Annotated in this window: 19 protein-coding genes; 8 read left to right on the forward strand and 11 right to left on the reverse strand. The window is 62.9% G+C overall.

Annotated elements, in window-relative coordinates; genetic code table 11:
- Positions 1 to 29: 29 nt before the first annotated feature.
- Positions 30 to 494, reverse strand: coding sequence for a TlpA disulfide reductase family protein (locus tag BLV20_RS10295; RefSeq protein WP_092300588.1), 465 nt, complete (start codon positions 492 to 494; stop codon positions 30 to 32).
- Between the two features lie 129 nt (positions 495 to 623).
- Between BLV20_RS10295 and arsC the strand changes: the two genes are divergently transcribed.
- From arsC to BLV20_RS10310, 3 genes are read left to right on the forward strand one after another with little or no spacing between them, the layout of a single operon-like run.
- Positions 624 to 977: an arsenate reductase (glutaredoxin) gene (gene arsC, locus BLV20_RS10300; RefSeq protein ID WP_007931799.1), complete on the forward strand. Its 354-nt coding sequence runs from the start codon at positions 624 to 626 to the stop codon at positions 975 to 977.
- Entirely contained in the window at positions 974 to 1579 is a 606-nt protein-coding gene (gene wrbA, locus BLV20_RS10305) for an NAD(P)H:quinone oxidoreductase (RefSeq protein ID WP_092300591.1), read from the forward strand. The genes arsC and wrbA overlap by 4 nt, the downstream gene beginning before the upstream one ends.
- On the forward strand, positions 1572 to 1997 hold the full coding sequence (locus BLV20_RS10310) for a DUF2069 domain-containing protein (protein ID WP_092300594.1): 426 nt from the start codon (positions 1572 to 1574) through the stop codon (positions 1995 to 1997). The genes wrbA and BLV20_RS10310 overlap by 8 nt, the downstream gene beginning before the upstream one ends.
- Positions 1998 to 2082: 85 nt before the next feature.
- Here BLV20_RS10310 and BLV20_RS10315 read toward each other — a convergent pair whose 3' ends face one another.
- Both BLV20_RS10315 and ttcA read right to left on the reverse strand, forming a co-directional pair.
- Positions 2083 to 2754 (reverse strand): DNA-3-methyladenine glycosylase I, encoded by a 672-nt coding sequence (locus BLV20_RS10315; protein ID WP_053269715.1) that lies wholly within the window; start codon positions 2752 to 2754, stop codon positions 2083 to 2085.
- Between the two features lie 76 nt (positions 2755 to 2830).
- Positions 2831 to 3655, reverse strand: a complete 825-nt coding sequence (gene ttcA, locus BLV20_RS10320) for a tRNA 2-thiocytidine(32) synthetase TtcA (protein WP_092300597.1) — start codon at positions 3653 to 3655, stop codon at positions 2831 to 2833.
- Positions 3656 to 3934: 279 nt separating this feature from the next.
- Here ttcA and BLV20_RS10325 point away from each other — a divergent pair, with 279 nt between their 5' ends.
- Both BLV20_RS10325 and BLV20_RS10330 read left to right on the forward strand, forming a co-directional pair.
- Positions 3935 to 4537, forward strand: a complete 603-nt coding sequence (locus BLV20_RS10325; protein ID WP_092300600.1) for a Yip1 family protein — start codon at positions 3935 to 3937, stop codon at positions 4535 to 4537.
- A 144-nt stretch (positions 4538 to 4681) separates the two neighbouring features.
- A complete protein-coding gene (locus tag BLV20_RS10330) occupies positions 4682 to 5173 on the forward strand; it encodes a SprT family zinc-dependent metalloprotease (protein ID WP_092300602.1) in 492 nt (163 codons plus the stop codon).
- Between the two features lie 10 nt (positions 5174 to 5183).
- On the opposite strand, the gene BLV20_RS10335 is transcribed toward BLV20_RS10330, so the two are convergent.
- Both BLV20_RS10335 and BLV20_RS10340 read right to left on the reverse strand, forming a co-directional pair.
- Complete coding sequence (locus BLV20_RS10335; protein ID WP_092300606.1) at positions 5184 to 6365, reverse strand: CaiB/BaiF CoA transferase family protein; 1182 nt, start codon at positions 6363 to 6365, stop codon at positions 5184 to 5186.
- A 150-nt stretch (positions 6366 to 6515) separates the two neighbouring features.
- Positions 6516 to 7850: a dicarboxylate/amino acid:cation symporter gene (locus BLV20_RS10340; protein WP_092300609.1), complete on the reverse strand. Its 1335-nt coding sequence runs from the start codon at positions 7848 to 7850 to the stop codon at positions 6516 to 6518.
- 347 nt (positions 7851 to 8197) lie between these two features.
- On the opposite strand from BLV20_RS10340, the gene BLV20_RS10345 reads away from it, so the two are divergent.
- On the forward strand, positions 8198 to 9196 hold the full coding sequence (locus tag BLV20_RS10345; protein WP_092300612.1) for an AraC family transcriptional regulator: 999 nt from the start codon (positions 8198 to 8200) through the stop codon (positions 9194 to 9196).
- A gap of 7 nt (positions 9197 to 9203) precedes the next feature.
- On the opposite strand, the gene BLV20_RS10350 is transcribed toward BLV20_RS10345, so the two are convergent.
- From BLV20_RS10350 to BLV20_RS10360, 3 genes are all read right to left on the reverse strand, one after another.
- The gene (locus BLV20_RS10350) at positions 9204 to 10550 is read right to left on the reverse strand and encodes an ATP-binding protein (protein WP_092300615.1); all 1347 of its coding nucleotides are present in this window, start codon (positions 10548 to 10550) and stop codon (positions 9204 to 9206) included.
- Positions 10547 to 11224 (reverse strand): response regulator, encoded by a 678-nt coding sequence (locus tag BLV20_RS10355; RefSeq protein ID WP_092300618.1) that lies wholly within the window; start codon positions 11222 to 11224, stop codon positions 10547 to 10549. Before BLV20_RS10355 ends, BLV20_RS10350 begins: the two co-directional genes overlap by 4 nt.
- Before the next feature lie 118 nt (positions 11225 to 11342).
- Positions 11343 to 11945 (reverse strand): hypothetical protein, encoded by a 603-nt coding sequence (locus BLV20_RS10360; RefSeq protein ID WP_092300621.1) that lies wholly within the window; start codon positions 11943 to 11945, stop codon positions 11343 to 11345.
- A gap of 143 nt (positions 11946 to 12088) precedes the next feature.
- On the opposite strand from BLV20_RS10360, the gene BLV20_RS10365 reads away from it, so the two are divergent.
- Both BLV20_RS10365 and BLV20_RS10370 read left to right on the forward strand, forming a co-directional pair.
- On the forward strand, positions 12089 to 12880 hold the full coding sequence (locus tag BLV20_RS10365) for a dienelactone hydrolase family protein (RefSeq protein WP_092300624.1): 792 nt from the start codon (positions 12089 to 12091) through the stop codon (positions 12878 to 12880).
- A 97-nt stretch (positions 12881 to 12977) separates the two neighbouring features.
- Entirely contained in the window at positions 12978 to 13703 is a 726-nt protein-coding gene (locus BLV20_RS10370) for a 4'-phosphopantetheinyl transferase family protein (RefSeq protein ID WP_092300627.1), read from the forward strand.
- Between the two features lie 27 nt (positions 13704 to 13730).
- On the opposite strand, the gene BLV20_RS10375 is transcribed toward BLV20_RS10370, so the two are convergent.
- The 3 genes from BLV20_RS10375 to BLV20_RS31355 form a co-directional block, all read right to left on the reverse strand.
- Positions 13731 to 15341: an ATP-binding protein gene (locus BLV20_RS10375; RefSeq protein ID WP_092300630.1), complete on the reverse strand. Its 1611-nt coding sequence runs from the start codon at positions 15339 to 15341 to the stop codon at positions 13731 to 13733.
- Entirely contained in the window at positions 15338 to 16063 is a 726-nt protein-coding gene (locus BLV20_RS10380; protein WP_092300633.1) for a winged helix-turn-helix domain-containing protein, read from the reverse strand. The genes BLV20_RS10375 and BLV20_RS10380 overlap by 4 nt, the downstream gene beginning before the upstream one ends.
- Positions 16064 to 16438: 375 nt before the next feature.
- A complete protein-coding gene (locus BLV20_RS31355) occupies positions 16439 to 16594 on the reverse strand; it encodes a hypothetical protein (protein ID WP_175540170.1) in 156 nt (51 codons plus the stop codon).
- Between the last annotated feature and the right edge of the window lie 188 nt (positions 16595 to 16782).

Genomic DNA, 16782 nt, shown 5'->3' on the forward strand with positions numbered 1-16782 from the left:
CGATCGCAGCCTGCGGCAGCGGCTACAGATCAATGTCCGCGCAGGGCTTCCAGCTTCGCCATCACGCCCGCCGCGGTCTGTTCGCCCATCAGTTGCTCACGCACCTTGCCCTGGTCGTCGATGATGTAGGTCACCGGCAGGCCCTCGCTGCGCGGCAGGTCGAAAATTTCTGCCGGGTTCTGCGCCAGCACGGTGAACTTGATGCCCAGCTTTTCGCTGGCGTTTTTCAGTTCTTCGCCCTGGACGTTGTCGAAATTGACCCCCAGCACACTCACCGGCTGCCCCTTGAGGCCTTCGGCCAATGCATTGAGCTCAGGAATCTCGGTACGGCACGGCCCGCACCATTCGGCCCAGTAATTGAGCACCAGCCACTGTTTGTCCACGCGCTCGGCGGCGACCTTCTGGCCATATTGATCGACCCCGTAATCGTTACCGCAGCCGCTCAGCAACAACGTGCCGATGATCGCCAATGCCGCTGCCAGTTGCCTTGCCATGCCTTGATCCTTGTATTGAAAAAAACCAGTCAAACCCGCTTTCTCGTGCGACCCATCGCCTCGCAAGGTTCAGGACTGCCCGTCGCACAGGTAGAATAGCCGCCACCTTACGCAAGATGCGACCCGCCCATGACCGATCTGACGCTTTATCACAACCCGCGCTGCTCGAAATCCCGCGGTGCGCTGGAACTGCTGGAAGCCCGTGGCCTGACCCCGACCGTGGTCCGCTACCTGGAGACTCCGCTCGACGCCGCCCAACTGCAAAGCCTGCTGGGCAAGCTCGGGATCGGCGCCCGCCAGCTGCTGCGCACCGGCGAAGACGAGTACAAGACCCTCAACCTGGCCGATGCCAGCCTGAGCGAAGCGCAGCTGATCGCGGCCATCGCCGCCCATCCAAAACTCATGGAGCGGCCGATTCTCGAAGTCGGCGACAAGGCCATCATCGGCCGGCCGCCGGAGAATGTGCTGGAGATCCTGCCTTGAGTACGCCGTACATCCTGGTGCTCTACTACAGCCGCAACGGCTCGACCAACGAGATGGCCCGGCAGATTGCCCGGGGCATCGAACAAGGCGGCATGGAGGCGCGCCTGCGCACCGTGCCGGCGATCTCCGCCGATTGCGAAGCCGTGGCCCCGAGCATTCCGGAAGACGGCGCGCTGTACGCCAGCCTCGACGACCTGAAGCACTGCTCCGGCCTGGCGCTGGGCAGCCCGACCCGCTTTGGCAACATGGCCGCGCCGCTGAAGTATTTCCTCGATGGCACCAGCAACCTGTGGCTGACCGGCGCCCTGGTCGGCAAGCCGGCGGGCGTGTTCACCTCCACCGCCAGCCTGCACGGCGGCCAGGAAACCACCCTGCTGTCGATGATGCTGCCGCTGCTGCACCACGGCATGCTGATCACCGGCCTGCCCTACAGCGAATCGGCCTTGCTGGAGACCCGTGGCGGCGGCACGCCGTATGGGGCCAGCCATCATGCCGGTGCCGACGGCAAGAGCCCGCTGAACGAACATGAGGTTGCCCTCTGCCGCGCCCTGGGCCTGCGCCTGGCCAAGACGGCCCTGCAACTGGAGAGCAACCGTGGCTAAAAAGCCGAAGATCCTGCCTGCCATCGAGTGGCTGGAGCCGCGCGTACGCATCACCCGGGTGCTGAGCCTGATCTGCTTTTTCGGCCTGGTCGGCTTGCTCTGCGGCTATTACCTGTTCGTTGCCGACCTGCACGGCGCCCGGCCCTGGGTGATCCTGCTGATCGAGCTGGTGCCGCTGTTGTTGATGGCGCCGGGCATGCTGGTGGGCAGCGCGCGCGGGCACTCCTGGATGTGCTTCGTGGTGAACCTGTATTTCATCAAGGGCGCACTGGCTGCCTACGATCCGAACCGGCAGCTGTTCGGCATCCTGGAAATGCTCGCCAGCCTGGCGGTGTTCTGCTCGGCCTTGCTCTATGTGCGCTGGCGCTTCCAGCTCAACCGCAAGCTGGCGGGCGAAGGCCTGGGCAGCACCGCCTGACAGCACGCCATCGCGGGCAAGCCTCGCTCGGAATGCTTCTGTAGGAGCGAGGCTTGCCCGCGATGATTTCAGCCCAATCGCTGAATCAGTGGTTGACCGTATACGCCAGCATCATCGAGATCTGGCACAGCGGCCGGCCACTTTCGGCGTGCCACTGGTTGAAGGCGCCCTGCACGGTGGCCAGGTCCTTGAGGCTGCTCGGCACCTTGTCGATGATCTGCTGGGCGTTGAGCGCCGCCACCACGTCATAGGTCGGCACAAAGGTGTCCTTGCCGACCATCCGCAGGAAGCGCGGGGCCGACAGGCCGCCCAACTGGTGGCCGTGCTTGGCCAGGTATTTCCACAGGCCGACGATGTCGGTCACTGGCCAGTCGGCGATCAAGGCGCCGAAGCTGCCCTTCTCTTTTTCCACGTCGAGCACCATCTGCGCGTTGCGCGGCACGCTCTTGAGCTTGCCCAGGTGGCGAATGATCCGCGCGTCCTGCATCAGCCGCTCAAGATGCTCAGCGCCCATCAGCACCACTTTTTCCGGGTCGAAACCGAAGAACACCTCTTCGAAGGCCGGCCACTTGGCGTCCACCAGGCTGTGCTTCAAACCGGCGCGAAACACCCGCAGGGCCAGGGTCGAGAGATAACGGTCATCGCTGATCTTGCGCAATTGCGCCGGAGTTTTCGGCACCGGCAGATGGGCTTCCAGCTCGGCCGCCGAACCGAAGCGGTTCAGACAGTATTCGTGCAGCCACTTGTAATCGCGCATGCCCTCTCCTAATGACGATAAAGAAACGGCGCTCAGAAGAGCGCCGTGATTCCACGATACAGAGCCGCGAAACGACTCAGAGGTTTACCACATTGACGAACCGCGAGGCCGCGGTTTCATCGACCTTCAGGCTGGTGAAGTCGAACAGGTTGCGGTCCGCCAGCTGCGACGGCACCACGTTCTGCAGCCCGCGGAAAATGCTTTCGGTACGGCCCGGGGTCTTGCGCTCCCACTCCTGGAGCATTTCCTTGACCACCTGGCGCTGCAGGTTTTCCTGGGAGCCGCAGAGGTTGCACGGGATGATCGGGAACTGCTTGAGGTCGGAATAGGCCTGGATGTCCTTCTCGCTGCAATAGGCCAGCGGCCGGATCACCACGTTGCGCCCGTCATCGGCCCGCAGCTTGGGCGGCATGGCCTTGAGCGAGCCGTTGTAGAACATATTGAGGAAGAACGTCTCGACGATGTCGTCGCGGTGGTGACCCAGGGCCATCTTGGTCGCGCCGATCTCGTCGGCGAAGGTGTACAGGGTGCCGCGACGCAGGCGCGAGCACAGCGAGCAGGTGGTCTTGCCTTCCGGTATCAGCTCCTTGACCACCGAATAGGTGTCCTTCTCGACGATGTGGTATTCCACCCCCAGCGTCTCGAGGTAGGCCGGCAGCACGTGCTCGGGGAACCCGGGCTGCTTCTGGTCCATGTTCACGGCGACGATGTCGAACTTGATCGGTGCAACCTTCTGCAGGTGCATCAGCACGTCGAGCATGGTGTAGCTGTCCTTGCCGCCGGACAGGCAGACCATGACCTTGTCGCCGTCTTCGATCATGTTGAAATCGGCGACCGCTTCCCCGGCCTGACGGCGCAAGCGTTTCTGCAGTTTGTTCTGGTTGACCGTAAGAGTGCCCATGGCGCTTGAAATCCGCGGTGTGTGACGAAAAGCCGGACATTTTACGCAAAAAGTGCGCGCGGGCGAAGCGTCGGGCATGCGCTGGCCGAGCAAATCGCCGAATGCGATTACCAGCCGGGCCAACAGCGCGATTTGCTCTAACGCCCGCGTCTTTTACAGAGCAGTCCTTTCTATACTGCGACATAAGGTCGCACACATATCCAGACCTTTACTTACTTGGCCGCTGGCCCGTAGGCGCTCCGTTGGGGGGCGATGGCACTAACAAAGGAGTGACTGACTATGATTCATCATGTCGTGGGACTCTTCACCCACCCCGATCAGGAATGGCGAGAAATACGTGGCGACGAAGAGGAAAGCATCAGCCACATGTATCTCACTCACACGCTGATTCTCGCGGCGATTCCAGCGGTTTCGGCATTTATCGGCACCACCCAGGTCGGTTGGGTCATTGGCAATCGAGCGCCGGTCATGCTGACCATGGAAAGCGCGCTGTGGATGACCATCATGTCGTACCTGGCAATGTTGGGCGGGGTCGCGGTCATGGGCGCCTTCATCCACTGGATGGCCCGCACCTACGACGCCAACCCGAGCCTGGCACGCTGCGTCGCGTTTGCCACCTATACCGCAACTCCGCTGTTCATCGGCGGCCTGGCGGCGCTGTATCCGCACATGTGGCTCGGCATGATCGTCGGCACGGCGGCCATCTGCTACACCGTTTACCTGCTGTATGTCGGGTTGCCGACCTTCATGAACATTCCGTCGGATGAAGGCTTCCTGTTCTCGAGCTCCGTACTGGCCGTTGGGCTGGTGGTGCTGGTCGCGATCATGGCGTTCACGGTGATCGTCTGGGGTCTTGGCGTCGGCCCCGTTTACACCAACTGACGCTGCTCAAAAAACAAATACAATCTGCCAACACAGGCCGCCGCAAGGCGGCCTTCTAATCTGCACAACGACCATTCGGCGCCTGGACGATTCGGAATGCGCCCGCTTTGCGGCATACTCATTCGCTCTGGAGAACCGTTAAGCATGCCCGAGCAACTCAATACCCGCGTCGAAGACTGTTTCCAACTCGCTGAATCCTTTTTCAAACGACCTTTCAAACGCCCGGTGGTCAGCCTCAAGTTACGTGGCCAGAAAGCCGGTGTCGCCCATCTGCACGAGAACCTGCTGCGCTTCAACCCGCAGCTGTACCGGGAAAACACCGAAGACTTCCTCAAGCAGACCGTGGCCCATGAAGTCGCGCACCTGATTGCCCACCAGCTGTTCGGTGATCGTATTCAGCCCCACGGCGAAGAATGGCAGCTGATCATGCGCGGCGTGTACGAACTGCCGCCCAATCGCTGCCACACCTACGAGATCCAGCGCCGCAGCGTGACCCGCTACATCTATCGCTGCCCCTGCGACAACGACTTCCCGTTTTCCGCCCAGCGCCATCGCCTGGTCACCCAGGGCCGGCGTTATCTGTGCCGGCGTTGCCGGCATACCCTGGTGTTCAGCGGCGAAATGCGGGTGGAATGAGCCCAGACGCTTACAGGATGACGCGGTTTTGTCGTAGTTCGGTAATGCGCTGAGCGCTGTAGCCCAGTTCGGCCAGCACCTGATCGCTGTGCGCGCCCAGCGCCGCACCGATATGCCGAGGCTCCGGCAAGCCCTGGGAAAACTTCAACGGACAGGCCATCTGCGGCTGATAGCTGCCATCGCCGCGCGGCACCTGGCTGACCACTTGCCGAGCCTGCAACTGCGGATGCGCCACCGCCTCCGCCAGGCCCAGCACCGGTTCGACGCAGGCATCGACCGCGGCAAACAACTCGCAGAGCTGGGCAAAGTCGTGCTTCTCGAACTCGACCTGCAAGGCCTGCTTGAGCGCCTGTTGTTGCTCGGGCTGCGGCGACAGCCCCTGGGCCGCCAGTTCCGGGCGCCCCAGCGCCTGGCACAGCGCCTGCATGAACGGCGGCTCCAGGCTACCCACCGACAGCCAGCGGCCATCGCGGCTGCGGTAATAATCGTAGAAGCTGCCGCCGTTGAGCACCTGCCGCTCTACCGCCGGTTCGACCCCGCACGCCAGGTAGCCGGCCCCGGCCATGGCGTTCAGGCTGAACACGCAATCGGTCATGCTCACGTCCAGATACTGCCCCTGGCCGCTGTGCTGACGGGCAATCACTGCCGCCAGCAGGCCGATAACCCCATGCAGCGAACCGCCGGCGATGTCCGCCGCCTGGATGCCCAAAGGCAGCGGCCCACTGTCCTTGCGCCCGGTGTAGCTGGCCAGGCCCGCCAAGGCCAGGTAGTTAATGTCATGGCCCGCGCGATCCCGGTACGGGCCCGTCTGGCCGTAACCGGTGATCGAGACATAGATCAGCTTCGGGTTGAGTGCCTTCAACGCCTCGTAGCCCAGCCCCAGGCGCTCCATCACTCCCGGGCGGAACTGCTCCAGGACAATGTCGTATTCCAGCACCAGCTGGCGGACCACCTCCAGCGCCTCGGGCTGCTTGAGGTCCAGCGCCAGGCTGCGCTTATTGCGATTGAGGTAGGCATGGCTGGCCGAGACGCCCTGATCGTGGGGCGGCAGCACCCGCAGCAGATCCATGCGGGTCGGCGATTCGATGCGCAGCACCTCGGCGCCCATGTCCGCCAGCAGCAAGGAGGCGAACGGCCCCGGCAGCAGCGTGGAGAAATCCAGTACCTTGAGTGACGCCAATGGCCCTTGCATGAGCTCTCTCCTTCCCGATTGACTGCCCACAGAGTAGGCAGCGCCCCGGGCCCCCGCAATCACCGCAAGCGCCACCCGGGCTGACCGTTGCGCTCAAGCGCCAGGCATGAAAAAACCCGCCGGAGCGGGTTTTTCATCAACGCGGTGAAGTTACTTCACGGACGTCGGGGTTGGGCCTTCGGCAACGCCCAGGTCATCTTCTTCGCGGGTGTCGTTGATCGCACGACCACCGGAAGCCAGCTCGGTCTGCAACTGGTCTTCGTCCAGCTCCTTGACCCACTTGGCCACCACGACGGTCGCTACCGCGTTGCCTACCAGGTTGGTCAGCGCACGGGCTTCGGACATGAAACGGTCGATACCCAGGATCAGCGCCAGGCCGGCTACCGGCAGGTGGCCCACGGCCGACAGGGTCGCCGCCAGCACGATGAAACCGCTACCGGTCACGCCCGCAGCCCCTTTGGAGGACAGCAGCAGCACCAGCAACAGGGTGATCTGGTGAGTGATGTCCATGTGGGTGTCGGTCGCCTGAGCGATGAACACGGCCGCCATGGTCAGGTAGATCGAAGTACCGTCGAGGTTGAACGAGTAACCGGTCGGGATCACCAGGCCCACTACCGACTTCTTCGCACCCAGGCGCTCCATCTTGATCAGCATGCGTGGCAGGGCCGATTCCGACGAAGAAGTACCCAGCACGATCAGCAGCTCTTCACGGATGTAGCGGATCAGTTTCAGGACGCTGAAACCGTGGGCGCGGCAGATGCCGCCCAGCACCACCAGCACGAACAGCACGCAGGTGATGTAGAAGCAGATCATCAACTGGCCCAGCTGCACCAGCGAACCCACGCCGTAGGCGCCGATGGTGAAGGCCATGGCACCCAGCGCACCGATCGGCGCGAGCTTCATGATCATGTTGATGATGTTGAACATCACGTGGGCGAAGCGGTCGATGAAGTCCAGCACCGGCCTGCCGTAGGCACCCAGGCGATGCAGGGCAAAACCGAAGATCACCGAGAACATCAGCACTTGCAGGATGTCGCCGTTGGCGAAGGCGCCGACGATGGTGTTCGGAATGACGTTGAGGATGAAGCCGACGATGCTCTGGTCCTTGCCGGCGGTGACGTAGGCCGCCACTTTCGAGGCATCCAGGGTGGACACGTCAATGTGCATGCCGTTGCCCGGCTGCACCACGTTGACCACGACCAGGCCAATCAGCAGGGCGATGGTCGAGACGATTTCGAAGTACAGCAGCGCGTAGCCACCGGTCTTGCCCACCGATTTCATGTTCTGCATGCCGGCGATACCACTGACGACGGTACAGAAGATGATGGGCGCGATGACCATCTTGATCAGTTTGATGAACCCGTCACCCAGCGGCTTCAGGGCCACACCGGTCTGCGGGTAGAAGTGACCGAGCAGGATGCCGATAGCGATGGCAACGATCACCTGGAAGTACAGGGATTTATACAGTGGCTGACGAGTCGTCATTGCAAAGTTCCTCAAGAGCACCGTTGCACACCATCCATCGATGCACACGACGCCTAAAGTGCGAACCCTCCTGCACTGGAGGGATTTGTTGTGTAGAGCTGCGGGGAACACCTCTCGCTGCTCCCTACTCCCGGATCGCTATCGCAAAGCCCGTGCCAGCTTGCCAAAAAACCCTGAAGGCCTTTGGACATCAGGGTTTGCTCCCGCCCCTCGCATGCTTCGCCCCTAAGCGAAGTGGCGGATTTCCGCCCATCCGCCGGTGCTCGTCCTACAATTTGGCGGATATCCGCCTTGCCCAGCCGTGGGCGGCTGTTAACATCCGCCACTTAATGGATGGATCGACCTTCATGCGCGAACGCACCATCGCCAGTCATTTCGCCCGCGCCGCCCTGGGCGGGGCCCGTCGACGGGGCTACGACTATTCGGAACTGCTGCAGACCCTGGGCATCAGCCTCGAACTGCTGAACGAACCCAAGGCGCGTATCGCTCCCGAGCAGTTCGCCAGCCTGCTGCAACAGCTCTGGCAAGTCCTGGATGACGAATACCTGGGCTTCGGCGACGGCCCGAGCAAGCGCGGCACCTTCGCCATGATGTGCCATGCGCTGATCCACTGCCGCACCCTGGAGAAGGCCCTGCAGCGCGGCTTGCTGTTCTATGGCCTGTTCCCCCACGCGCCGCGGCTGCGCCTGACGCGCGAAGGGGAAATGGCCCGCCTGAGCCTGGACGACGCGGCGCTGTGGGACCCGGACCACTTTCTCAGCGAGAGCCTGCTGGTGATCTGGCATCGCCTGGGCAGTTGGCTGATCGGCCAGCGCATCCGCCTCGAACAAGCCTGCTTCAGCTACCCGAAACCCGAGCATGGCAACGAATACGACCTGCTGTTCCCCTGCCCCCTGGTGTTTTCCCGCGACTGCAGCAGCCTGTTGTTCCACAGCCGCTACCTGAACATGCCGTTGCTGCAGGACGAACGAACCCTCAAGCATTTTCTCGAACGCTCCCCCGCCGACTTGTTGGCCCGCCCGGACGATGGCGACAACCTGAGCAGCCAGCTGCGCCGCCTGCTCAGCCGCGACAGCAGCCGCTGGCCAGACCTGGAAAGCATCGCCCAGCATTTGCACATCAGCCCGCAGACCTTGCGCCGGCACTTGCGCGAAGAAGGCACGAGCTTTCAGGAATTGAAGGATCAGTTGCGCCGCGATATCGCCATCTACCACCTGCGCCGGGCCGACCTGTCGTTGCAACAGATCGCCGAGCAGACCGGCTTCTCCGAGCCATCGGCGTTTCATCGCGCATTCAAGAAGTGGACCGGGCTGACGCCGGGCGCTTACCGCGCCCAGGCCACCTGAGCGCGCCTCAGATCGCCGGGAAGTGAATGCGGAACGCCGCCCCGCCCAGCTCGGAATCGCCCAGGGTCAATTGCGCGCCGTAGCTGTCGATGATGTCCTTGACCACCGCCAGGCCGATCCCCTGCCCCGGGTGCTGGCGATCCAGGCGTTCGCCACGCTGGAGAATCCGCGCCCGCTGGTCCGGCGGCACGCCCGGGCCGTCGTCCTCGACACACAACTGCGCGCCATCCAGGTCTTCGCGAACACTGATGCGCACCTCGCTCAGGCACAGGCGATAGGCGTTCTCCAGCAGGTTGCCGAGCAGCTCGAGCAAGGCGCCATGCTCGATCGGCACATAGCAGCGCTCCGGCAGATCGAACGAGACCCGCACCTGCTTGTCGCGGTAGACCTTGTCCAGGGTGTCGCACAGGCTTTTGAGCACCGGGCGCAGACGCACCTGGTGACGCACCAGGCCGCTCTTGCGCAGGCTGGCCCGCTGCAACTGGTAACTGATCTGCTGGCTCATGCGTTCGATCTGGGTTTGCAGCACCCAGGCCTGCTCACGATCCTGGGGACGCAGGGCCATGTCTTCGCTGACACCCTGCAACACCGTCAACGGGGTTTTCAGGCTGTGGGCCAGATCGTCCAGGGAATCGCGATAACGGCTGCGCTGCTCGCGCTCGCTGTGCAACAGCCGGTTCAACGAACCGGTCAGGCGCAACAGTTCGCGCGGGTGTTCTTCACTGAGGCTCTGCCGGGTGCCGCTTTCGATTTCGTCCAGCTCCTGGCTCAGCCGGCGCAGCGCCTGCAAACCCCAGGTCAGGCCGAGCCAGAGCAACGCCAGGAGCACCAGCAACGCGGCGCCAAAACCCAGGTAAAGGTTTTCCCGCACCCCTTCCAGGGTCAGCTGGTATTCACGCACCGGCTGCAAGGCGACGATGCTGAACGCCGCGCTTTTGCCGCCGAGCAGCTTGACCTCGACGTCGTAGACGAAAAACTCCTGGCCGTTGACCTCGCGGATACGCGCGAACTCGTTGCCGCGACCGTCATAGCGCGGCTTGTAGTTGATGTTCTCTTCCTGGGTCGCCTTCGAGCGCCAAACCAGCCGCCCCTCGCGATCATAGATGTAGCCCAGCAGGCGGCTGTCGGTCAGGTTGAAACGCTCGTCCGGCAATTGCGCCGGCATTTGCAGGTGATTGTTCTCGACCCGGGCGGCCGAGATCAGCGTGGTCACGTCGGAAGCCAGGCGCTGCTCGATGGAATCCTGCAGCGCCAGGCTGAACGCGCCTTGCATGGCCGGCAACAACGCCAGCATGAACAGCACTGCCAGCGTCGTGGCCGCCAGCATCAGGCGCAGGCGTAACGATCGAATCATCGGCAGCGCTCGTTGAACAGATAACCCAGGCCACGCACGGTCTCGATGGGCTTGAAGCCCGACGGCCCTTCCAGCTTGCGCCGCAGGCGGCCGACCAGCACCTCGATCACGTTCGGATCGCGCTCGTCATCGTCGGGGTACAACTGCTCCATCAACCGGTCCTTGGCCACCACCTGCTGATGATGGCGCATGAGGTACTCCAGAATCCGGTACTCGTAGGCGGTCAGCGCCAGCGGCTGCTCGTCGAGCGAGGCCTGCTTGCGATTCAGGTCGAGCAGCAGCGGGCCGGCGATGATGGTCGACTGGGTGAAGCCGCTGGAGCGGCGCAGCAGCGCGTTCAGGCGCGCATCCAGTTCCTCGAACTGGAACGGCTTGACCACATAGTCGTCGGCGCCGGCGGCCAGCCCTTCGACCTTGTCCTGCCAGTTGCCGCGAGCCGTGAGGATCAGGATCGGAAATGCCTTGCCGCGCGAGCGCAACTGGCGGATCAAGTCCAGCCCGCCCATGCCCGGCAGGCCCAGGTCGATCACCGCCAGATCGTGGTTGAACTGCTCGGTCTGGTACAACGCCTCCTCGGCATTGGCCACGGACTCGACCACATGGCCGCTGTCCGTAAGGCGGGTTTGCAAGTGATGGCGCAGCAGCGCCTCATCTTCAACGACGAGCAGTTTCATGCAGCTCTCCCAGGCAAAATTCGACATCTCCAAGGGCGGTCACACGCCCTGATCGTATAGATGGCAACGCCGGATCTTGCTTTGGCAGATCCGGCGCGTTCAGAACCAGGACGGCAGTTTAGAAAGCGTAGTTGGCCGACAAGTACGTCTGGGCGCTGCTGGTCAGGCTCAGCGAACCCTGCTTGCTGCCACCGTGCTCGCTCATCTCGGTGCTGGCATTGCTACGCAGGTAACGGTAACCCAGTTCGACCGAAGTGTTATGTGTAACCTGCTGCAGGACACCGGCCTGCACGCCGATGGCATAACCGATGTCGCTGTCGCGGCTGAAGCCTGGGGAATCCTGGGTCAGCTTGGTCAGGCCCGCGGTGCCGCCGCCGAACAGTTTGGTGCTGCTGGTCACCGGCAGGAACATATCGTAGCTGCCGAGCAGGTTTTCCTGGCGCAGTTTAATGCCATTGTGCGAACCGGAGACATTGTCGTAGGTGGCGTAGTAGCGATGCTGGTCGTTCTGCTGGCCCACGCGCAGGCCCCAGGTGCCGTCCTTGCCGATCACACCGTCGGCGTTCGGATTGTTCAGGTTGCTGTTGAGCAGGCTGGATTTCTTGACCTTGTCGCTGGTCTGGCCGTAGGTAAGGCTGGCGAAGTTGCTGTCGGCGGCCTGGACGACAGCGCTGGCGCCAAGAACAGTGAAGGCCAGGATCATCTTCTTGAATGTAGTCATGGGTGTTTCCTCATTCGCTATGTGTTTTCAAGTACGGAGCCAGACTACCGACCCCGCCCTGAACTCCCCCTGAACACACTCTGAACCTGGGCTGAATCAAATCGACTAGGCTCACTGGCAGTCTTTAAAAAGGAGAAAGGACCATGCGCGCGCTTCTTGCTTGCTTACTGTTGGCCTTCTGCACGACGAGCCAGGCGGCCATCAAGACCCAGGAAATCCCTTACCAGAGCCCTGACGGTACCCGGCTCATCGGCTACTACGCCTATGACGACGCGTTGGAAGGGCCACGTCCCGGCGTTGTGGTGGTGCATGAATGGTGGGGCCTGAACGACTACGCCAAGCGCCGGGCCCGGGATCTAGCGGGATTGGGCTACAGCGCCCTGGCCATCGATATGTACGGCGAGGGCAAGAACACCGAGCACCCGAAAGACGCCATGGCCTTCATGCAGGCCGCGTCCAAAGACAGTGCCGCCGCCAGCGCGCGCTTCAAGGTCGGCCTCGAGCTGCTGAAACAACAGCCACAAACCGACCCGGACAAGCTGGCCGCGATCGGCTACTGCTTCGGCGGCAAGGTGGTGCTGGACGCGGCGCGCCAGGGCCTGCCGCTGCTCGGGGTGGTGAGTTTCCATGGTGCCCTGACCACCAACACCCCGGCCACCCCGGGCAGCGTCAAGACGAAAATCCTCGTCGAGCACGGCGCCCTCGACAGCATGGTCACCGCCGATAACGTCAGCGCCTTCAAGGCCGAAATGGACAAGGCCGGCGCCGACTACCAGTTCGTCAACCTCGAGGGCGCCAAGCACAGCTTCAGTAATCCGGATGCCGACCGCATGAGCCATGGCGAACATGGCGGGCTGGATATCGGCTACAGCAAGGCCGCCGATGAACGCTCATGGGCGGACATGCAGGCGTTCTTCAAAAAGCTGTTCGACTGATTCCGCCACGGCCGCCCCGTGCCTCACTTCCCGGGGCGGCATCAGGTGACGTTAGCCAGGCTACCCTCCGGCGTTGCAACCCGGCAAAATGCCTGGCATGAATCTCATTCACGCCCTCCCCGCCTGCTGCACGCCACTCGATAACTTGTGGCCGCTGCCCGACGCCCTGCCGGACACGGTCCTGCTCGGCACCCATTTCGATGCGTCGCGGCTGGTCAGCAGCGACTTCCAGCTCAGCGCTATCGAGCCGCCCGCCAGCATTCAACGCTCGGTGGCCAAGCGCCAGGCCGAGTTTCTCGCCGGTCGTTTTTGCGCCCGCGCTGCGCTGCAGCGCCTGGACGGCCTGGATTGCATTCCGCCGATCGGCGAGGACCGGGCACCGGTCTGGCCGACGCACATCTGCGGCTCGATCACCCACAGCACCGGGCGAGCCGCGGCGATTGTCGCGCGCAAGGAACATTGGCGCGGGCTGGGCATGGACCTGGAAAACCTGCTCGACATCGAGCGCGCGGAACGCCTGGCGGGAGAAATCCTCATCCCTGCCGAGCTGCAACGCATGGCCAAGGCCCCGCGCGAGCAACTGGCGCTTTGGGTGACGCTGACCTTTTCAGTCAAGGAAAGCCTGTTCAAGGCGCTGTACCCGATCGTCCGCCAGCGCTTCTATTTCGAACACGCCGAAGTGCTGGAATGGACCACCAGCGGCCAGGTCCGCCTGCGCCTGCTGGCCGACCTGTCCAGCGAATGGTGCAGCGGCAGCGAACTGGACGCGCAATTCGTGCTGCAGGACGGGCAACTGCTGAGCGTGGTCAGCATCCGCGCTTGATGTTCGGCCGAGCCGGTTCGCCAACCCTCAACCTTTATCCTGATGCCGTGGCCAGCTCAGGCTGAAACAGGCGCCGCCGAGGGTCTTGCTGCGGCTGATCAAGGCGCGGCCGTCATGCCAGTGGATGATCCGTCGCACGATCGACAAACCCAGGCCGTGGCCGCCCGAGGCGCGGGTGCGGCTGTCATCCAGGCGCAGGAACGGCGTGAAGATCCGTTCCCAGGCGCTTTCCGGAACCCCCGGGCCATCGTCCTCGACATCGATTCGGCAACGCATTTGCCCCACCTGGTAACTGACCAGCACCTGCGATTCGGCATGGCGCATGGCGTTGCTCACCAGGTTCTGCAATGCCCGATGCAGATAACGCGGCTCGGCCTCGACCCAGGCGCCATCGCAATCCGCGGCGGACAGGCACAGGCCACGCTGCACGGTGACCTGCGCGCGCAACGGCGCCAGCTCGCCGATCACCTGGGTAACCAGGGCGTCCAGATCGATGCGCTGGAAGTTCAGCGCCGGCGAACCCTGCTCCAGCCGCGCATAAGTAAGCATTTCATCCACCAGCCGGTCGAGGTCCTGGATGTCGTTGTCCATGCCCTCCATGTATTTGTCCCGGGCCTGGGGCGTCGTCGCCGAGCCAATCATTTCCAGGCCAAAGCGCAGACGCGCCACCGGCGTGCGCAACTCGTGGGACACCGCGCGCACCAGTTCGCGCTGGATCGCCAGCAAGCGTTGCAAGTGCTCGGCCATGCCATTGAAAGCCGCCGCCAAGCGTCCCACGGAATCGGCGCCACCGGCCGGCACACGCGCTTCCAGGCTGCCCTTGGCAATGCGCGTCGCCGCCGATTCCAGGCCACGCAAACGTCGCTCCAGCTGGCGAACCAATAAATAGACGATCAGGCCGATCAGGCTCAGGCCCAGCACCGCAATCAACACCAGCCACTGCGGCGGATAGGGATTCATCTGGTACAACGGGCCGATTTCCAGCACCCAGGGCGTGCCCACCATGCCCGCGAATACGCGGATCGAGTCGCCGCCCTTGCCCAGCGCCATCACCGTGTCGCCCTCGGCAACCCGACGGCGCTGGTCCTCGTCCATGTCCGCCTTGTCCTGGGTGACCAGGTGCATATCGAAGCCAAACCCCTTGTCCCTTTTCAGCGCTGCCAGGCGCTCCGGCTGCTCGGCCACCGGAAAGCGCACCAGCTCATCGGCCAGCAGGTAAATAGTCGCCCGGGCCAATTGCTCGCTGATCTGCTGCACCTCGCCGGTCAGCAACAGCTGTTCCGGCTCGCTGACCAGCCGGTAAACCCGCGCCGCGTAAGGCCCGGTCTGCTCCACCAGGGCCTGGCCGCGCAACACGCGGTTGCGCTGCCCGAGGTCCAGGCCGGTCTGGGTGAACGTCTGCAGGGTCAGGGGAATGCCCAACAGCCGCTCCCACACCGCCAGGGCGCGGCGCCGCTCGATTTCGCTCATGGGCTTGAGGTTGTCGGCCATCAGCGAGAATGTGCCGTGGGCCAGGCGCTCGCGGTATTGCTCGCTGCGCGCCTGGTTGAGCAGGTGCAGCGCCAGCACGCCCAACAGCGCCACCAGGATCAAGGCAGCGCACATGCCGCCGTAGATGCGCAGGAATATGGAGTTCACGGCGACAGGTCGGCAGCGGCTTCGGGAACGAACAGGTAGCCCTTGCTGCGGATGGTCTTGATCAGCCGCGGATGCTCCGGGTCGTCGCCGATTTTCGGACGGATCCGTGAAATGCGCACATCGATGGAGCGGTCCTGGCCGTCGTAGCCGATACCGCGCAGCGCGGTGAAGATTTCCTCGCGGGACAGAATGCGCCCGGCGTTGGCCACCAGCAGCCAGAGCAGGTCGAACTCGGCACTGGTCAACTCGATACCGGCCTCGTGCAGCCAGGCCTCACGCAAGGCGCTGTCCACCACCAGCGGGCCGAATTGCAGGCGCCGGGCTTTTTCCGGCGCGGCGTTTTCAACGGGCTCGCTGCGCCGCAGCAGCGCCTGGATCCTGGCCAGCAACAGGCGCGGACGGACTGGCTTGCACACATAATCGTCGGCGCCGGTGTCCAGCCCCAGCACCTGGTCCATGTCGTCGGTGCGCGCGGTCAGCATCAGGATCGGCCCGTCGTAGCGATCGCGGACCTTGCGGCAAATGCTCAGGCCGTCCTCACCGGGCAACATCAGGTCGAGGATCACCAGGTCGGGTTGTTCGGCAATGATCCGCGCCGCGGCCAGGGCGCCATTGCCCTCGATGGCGACACGCAGTCCGTTGCTCTGCAGGTATTCACAGGTCAACTCGGCCAGTCGCTGATCGTCCTCGACGATCAATATCTGCCACGCTTCTTGCTCCACGGTGACCTCTGCTTGCCAGATACGGGTTCAATGGATCTGCCCGTCTTTTTGTAATGTGAGATGAATAAAATGCCGCAAAGAAGGCCCGATTGTAGCAACGGCGGAGGCCGTGAACACAAGGCGTTGAATCCGCTCGGTAAAGGCGTTTTTTTGTGATAGGGTTCGCGCCCGCAAAAATCCGCTCCGAGCGGTTTTGCGAGGTGAAAAACAGTGACAGACGGTACGATCCAGCCCTGCTGCGGCCTGCGTGAGGTTTACCCGCTTCATACACAATTTACGCACAACCTTATCCACAGGCTGTACGTTGCAATCACCCCTGAAAACGCATTATCTTGTAGCCCGGCCGCAAAAAAACCCTATATCTAGGGTTTCAGGTCAAAAAACCAAACACAAATCAGACAAGAAACTCAAGCGCTTTTCTTGCACTCGTTTGGTGGAACCAATCAGATTTTCAGAAGCCAAACCGCGCGTGCGGATGGCTGCGGTTTTCCCGCCCATGGCAAGGAAAACGGTACGGGTGTTGCAGTACATGACTGTCACCCACAGGAATACGGTAACGAGCCATTGGCCCGCTACCTATGACTTCGGCATGGAAGCGGCGCCAACAGCCCCCCTTCCTGAACTGTCCCGAAGTCGTTATGCCCGGCGTGCGCCGGTTGTAGTGCTTCAGGACGGAACGGTGGGCACCCAAAGGGTGCCCAAACAAACATAGAGAACGT

Origin of the sequence: Pseudomonas sp. NFIX28, from assembly GCF_900107395.1 — a bacterium.
Lineage (GTDB): Bacteria > Pseudomonadota > Gammaproteobacteria > Pseudomonadales > Pseudomonadaceae > Aquipseudomonas.

Bases quoted from the DNA above. Each gene is read 5' to 3' on its own strand.
- BLV20_RS10295 (WP_092300588.1), bottom strand. From the start codon at position 494: ATGGCAAGGCAACTGGCAGCGGCATTGGCGATCATCGGCACGTTGTTG.
- arsC (WP_007931799.1), top strand. From the start codon at position 624: ATGACCGATCTGACGCTTTATCACAACCCGCGCTGCTCGAAATCCCGC.
- BLV20_RS10315 (WP_053269715.1), bottom strand. From the start codon at position 2,754: ATGCGCGATTACAAGTGGCTGCACGAATACTGTCTGAACCGCTTCGGT.
- ttcA (WP_092300597.1), bottom strand. From the start codon at position 3,655: ATGGGCACTCTTACGGTCAACCAGAACAAACTGCAGAAACGCTTGCGC.
- BLV20_RS10325 (WP_092300600.1), top strand. From the start codon at position 3,935: ATGATTCATCATGTCGTGGGACTCTTCACCCACCCCGATCAGGAATGG.
- BLV20_RS10330 (WP_092300602.1), top strand. From the start codon at position 4,682: ATGCCCGAGCAACTCAATACCCGCGTCGAAGACTGTTTCCAACTCGCT.
- BLV20_RS10335 (WP_092300606.1), bottom strand. From the start codon at position 6,365: ATGCAAGGGCCATTGGCGTCACTCAAGGTACTGGATTTCTCCACGCTG.
- BLV20_RS10340 (WP_092300609.1), bottom strand. From the start codon at position 7,850: ATGACGACTCGTCAGCCACTGTATAAATCCCTGTACTTCCAGGTGATC.
- BLV20_RS10345 (WP_092300612.1), top strand. From the start codon at position 8,198: ATGCGCGAACGCACCATCGCCAGTCATTTCGCCCGCGCCGCCCTGGGC.
- BLV20_RS10350 (WP_092300615.1), bottom strand. From the start codon at position 10,550: ATGATTCGATCGTTACGCCTGCGCCTGATGCTGGCGGCCACGACGCTG.
- BLV20_RS10355 (WP_092300618.1), bottom strand. From the start codon at position 11,224: ATGAAACTGCTCGTCGTTGAAGATGAGGCGCTGCTGCGCCATCACTTG.
- BLV20_RS10360 (WP_092300621.1), bottom strand. From the start codon at position 11,945: ATGACTACATTCAAGAAGATGATCCTGGCCTTCACTGTTCTTGGCGCC.
- BLV20_RS10365 (WP_092300624.1), top strand. From the start codon at position 12,089: ATGCGCGCGCTTCTTGCTTGCTTACTGTTGGCCTTCTGCACGACGAGC.
- BLV20_RS10370 (WP_092300627.1), top strand. From the start codon at position 12,978: ATGAATCTCATTCACGCCCTCCCCGCCTGCTGCACGCCACTCGATAAC.
- BLV20_RS31355 (WP_175540170.1), bottom strand. From the start codon at position 16,594: ATGTACTGCAACACCCGTACCGTTTTCCTTGCCATGGGCGGGAAAACC.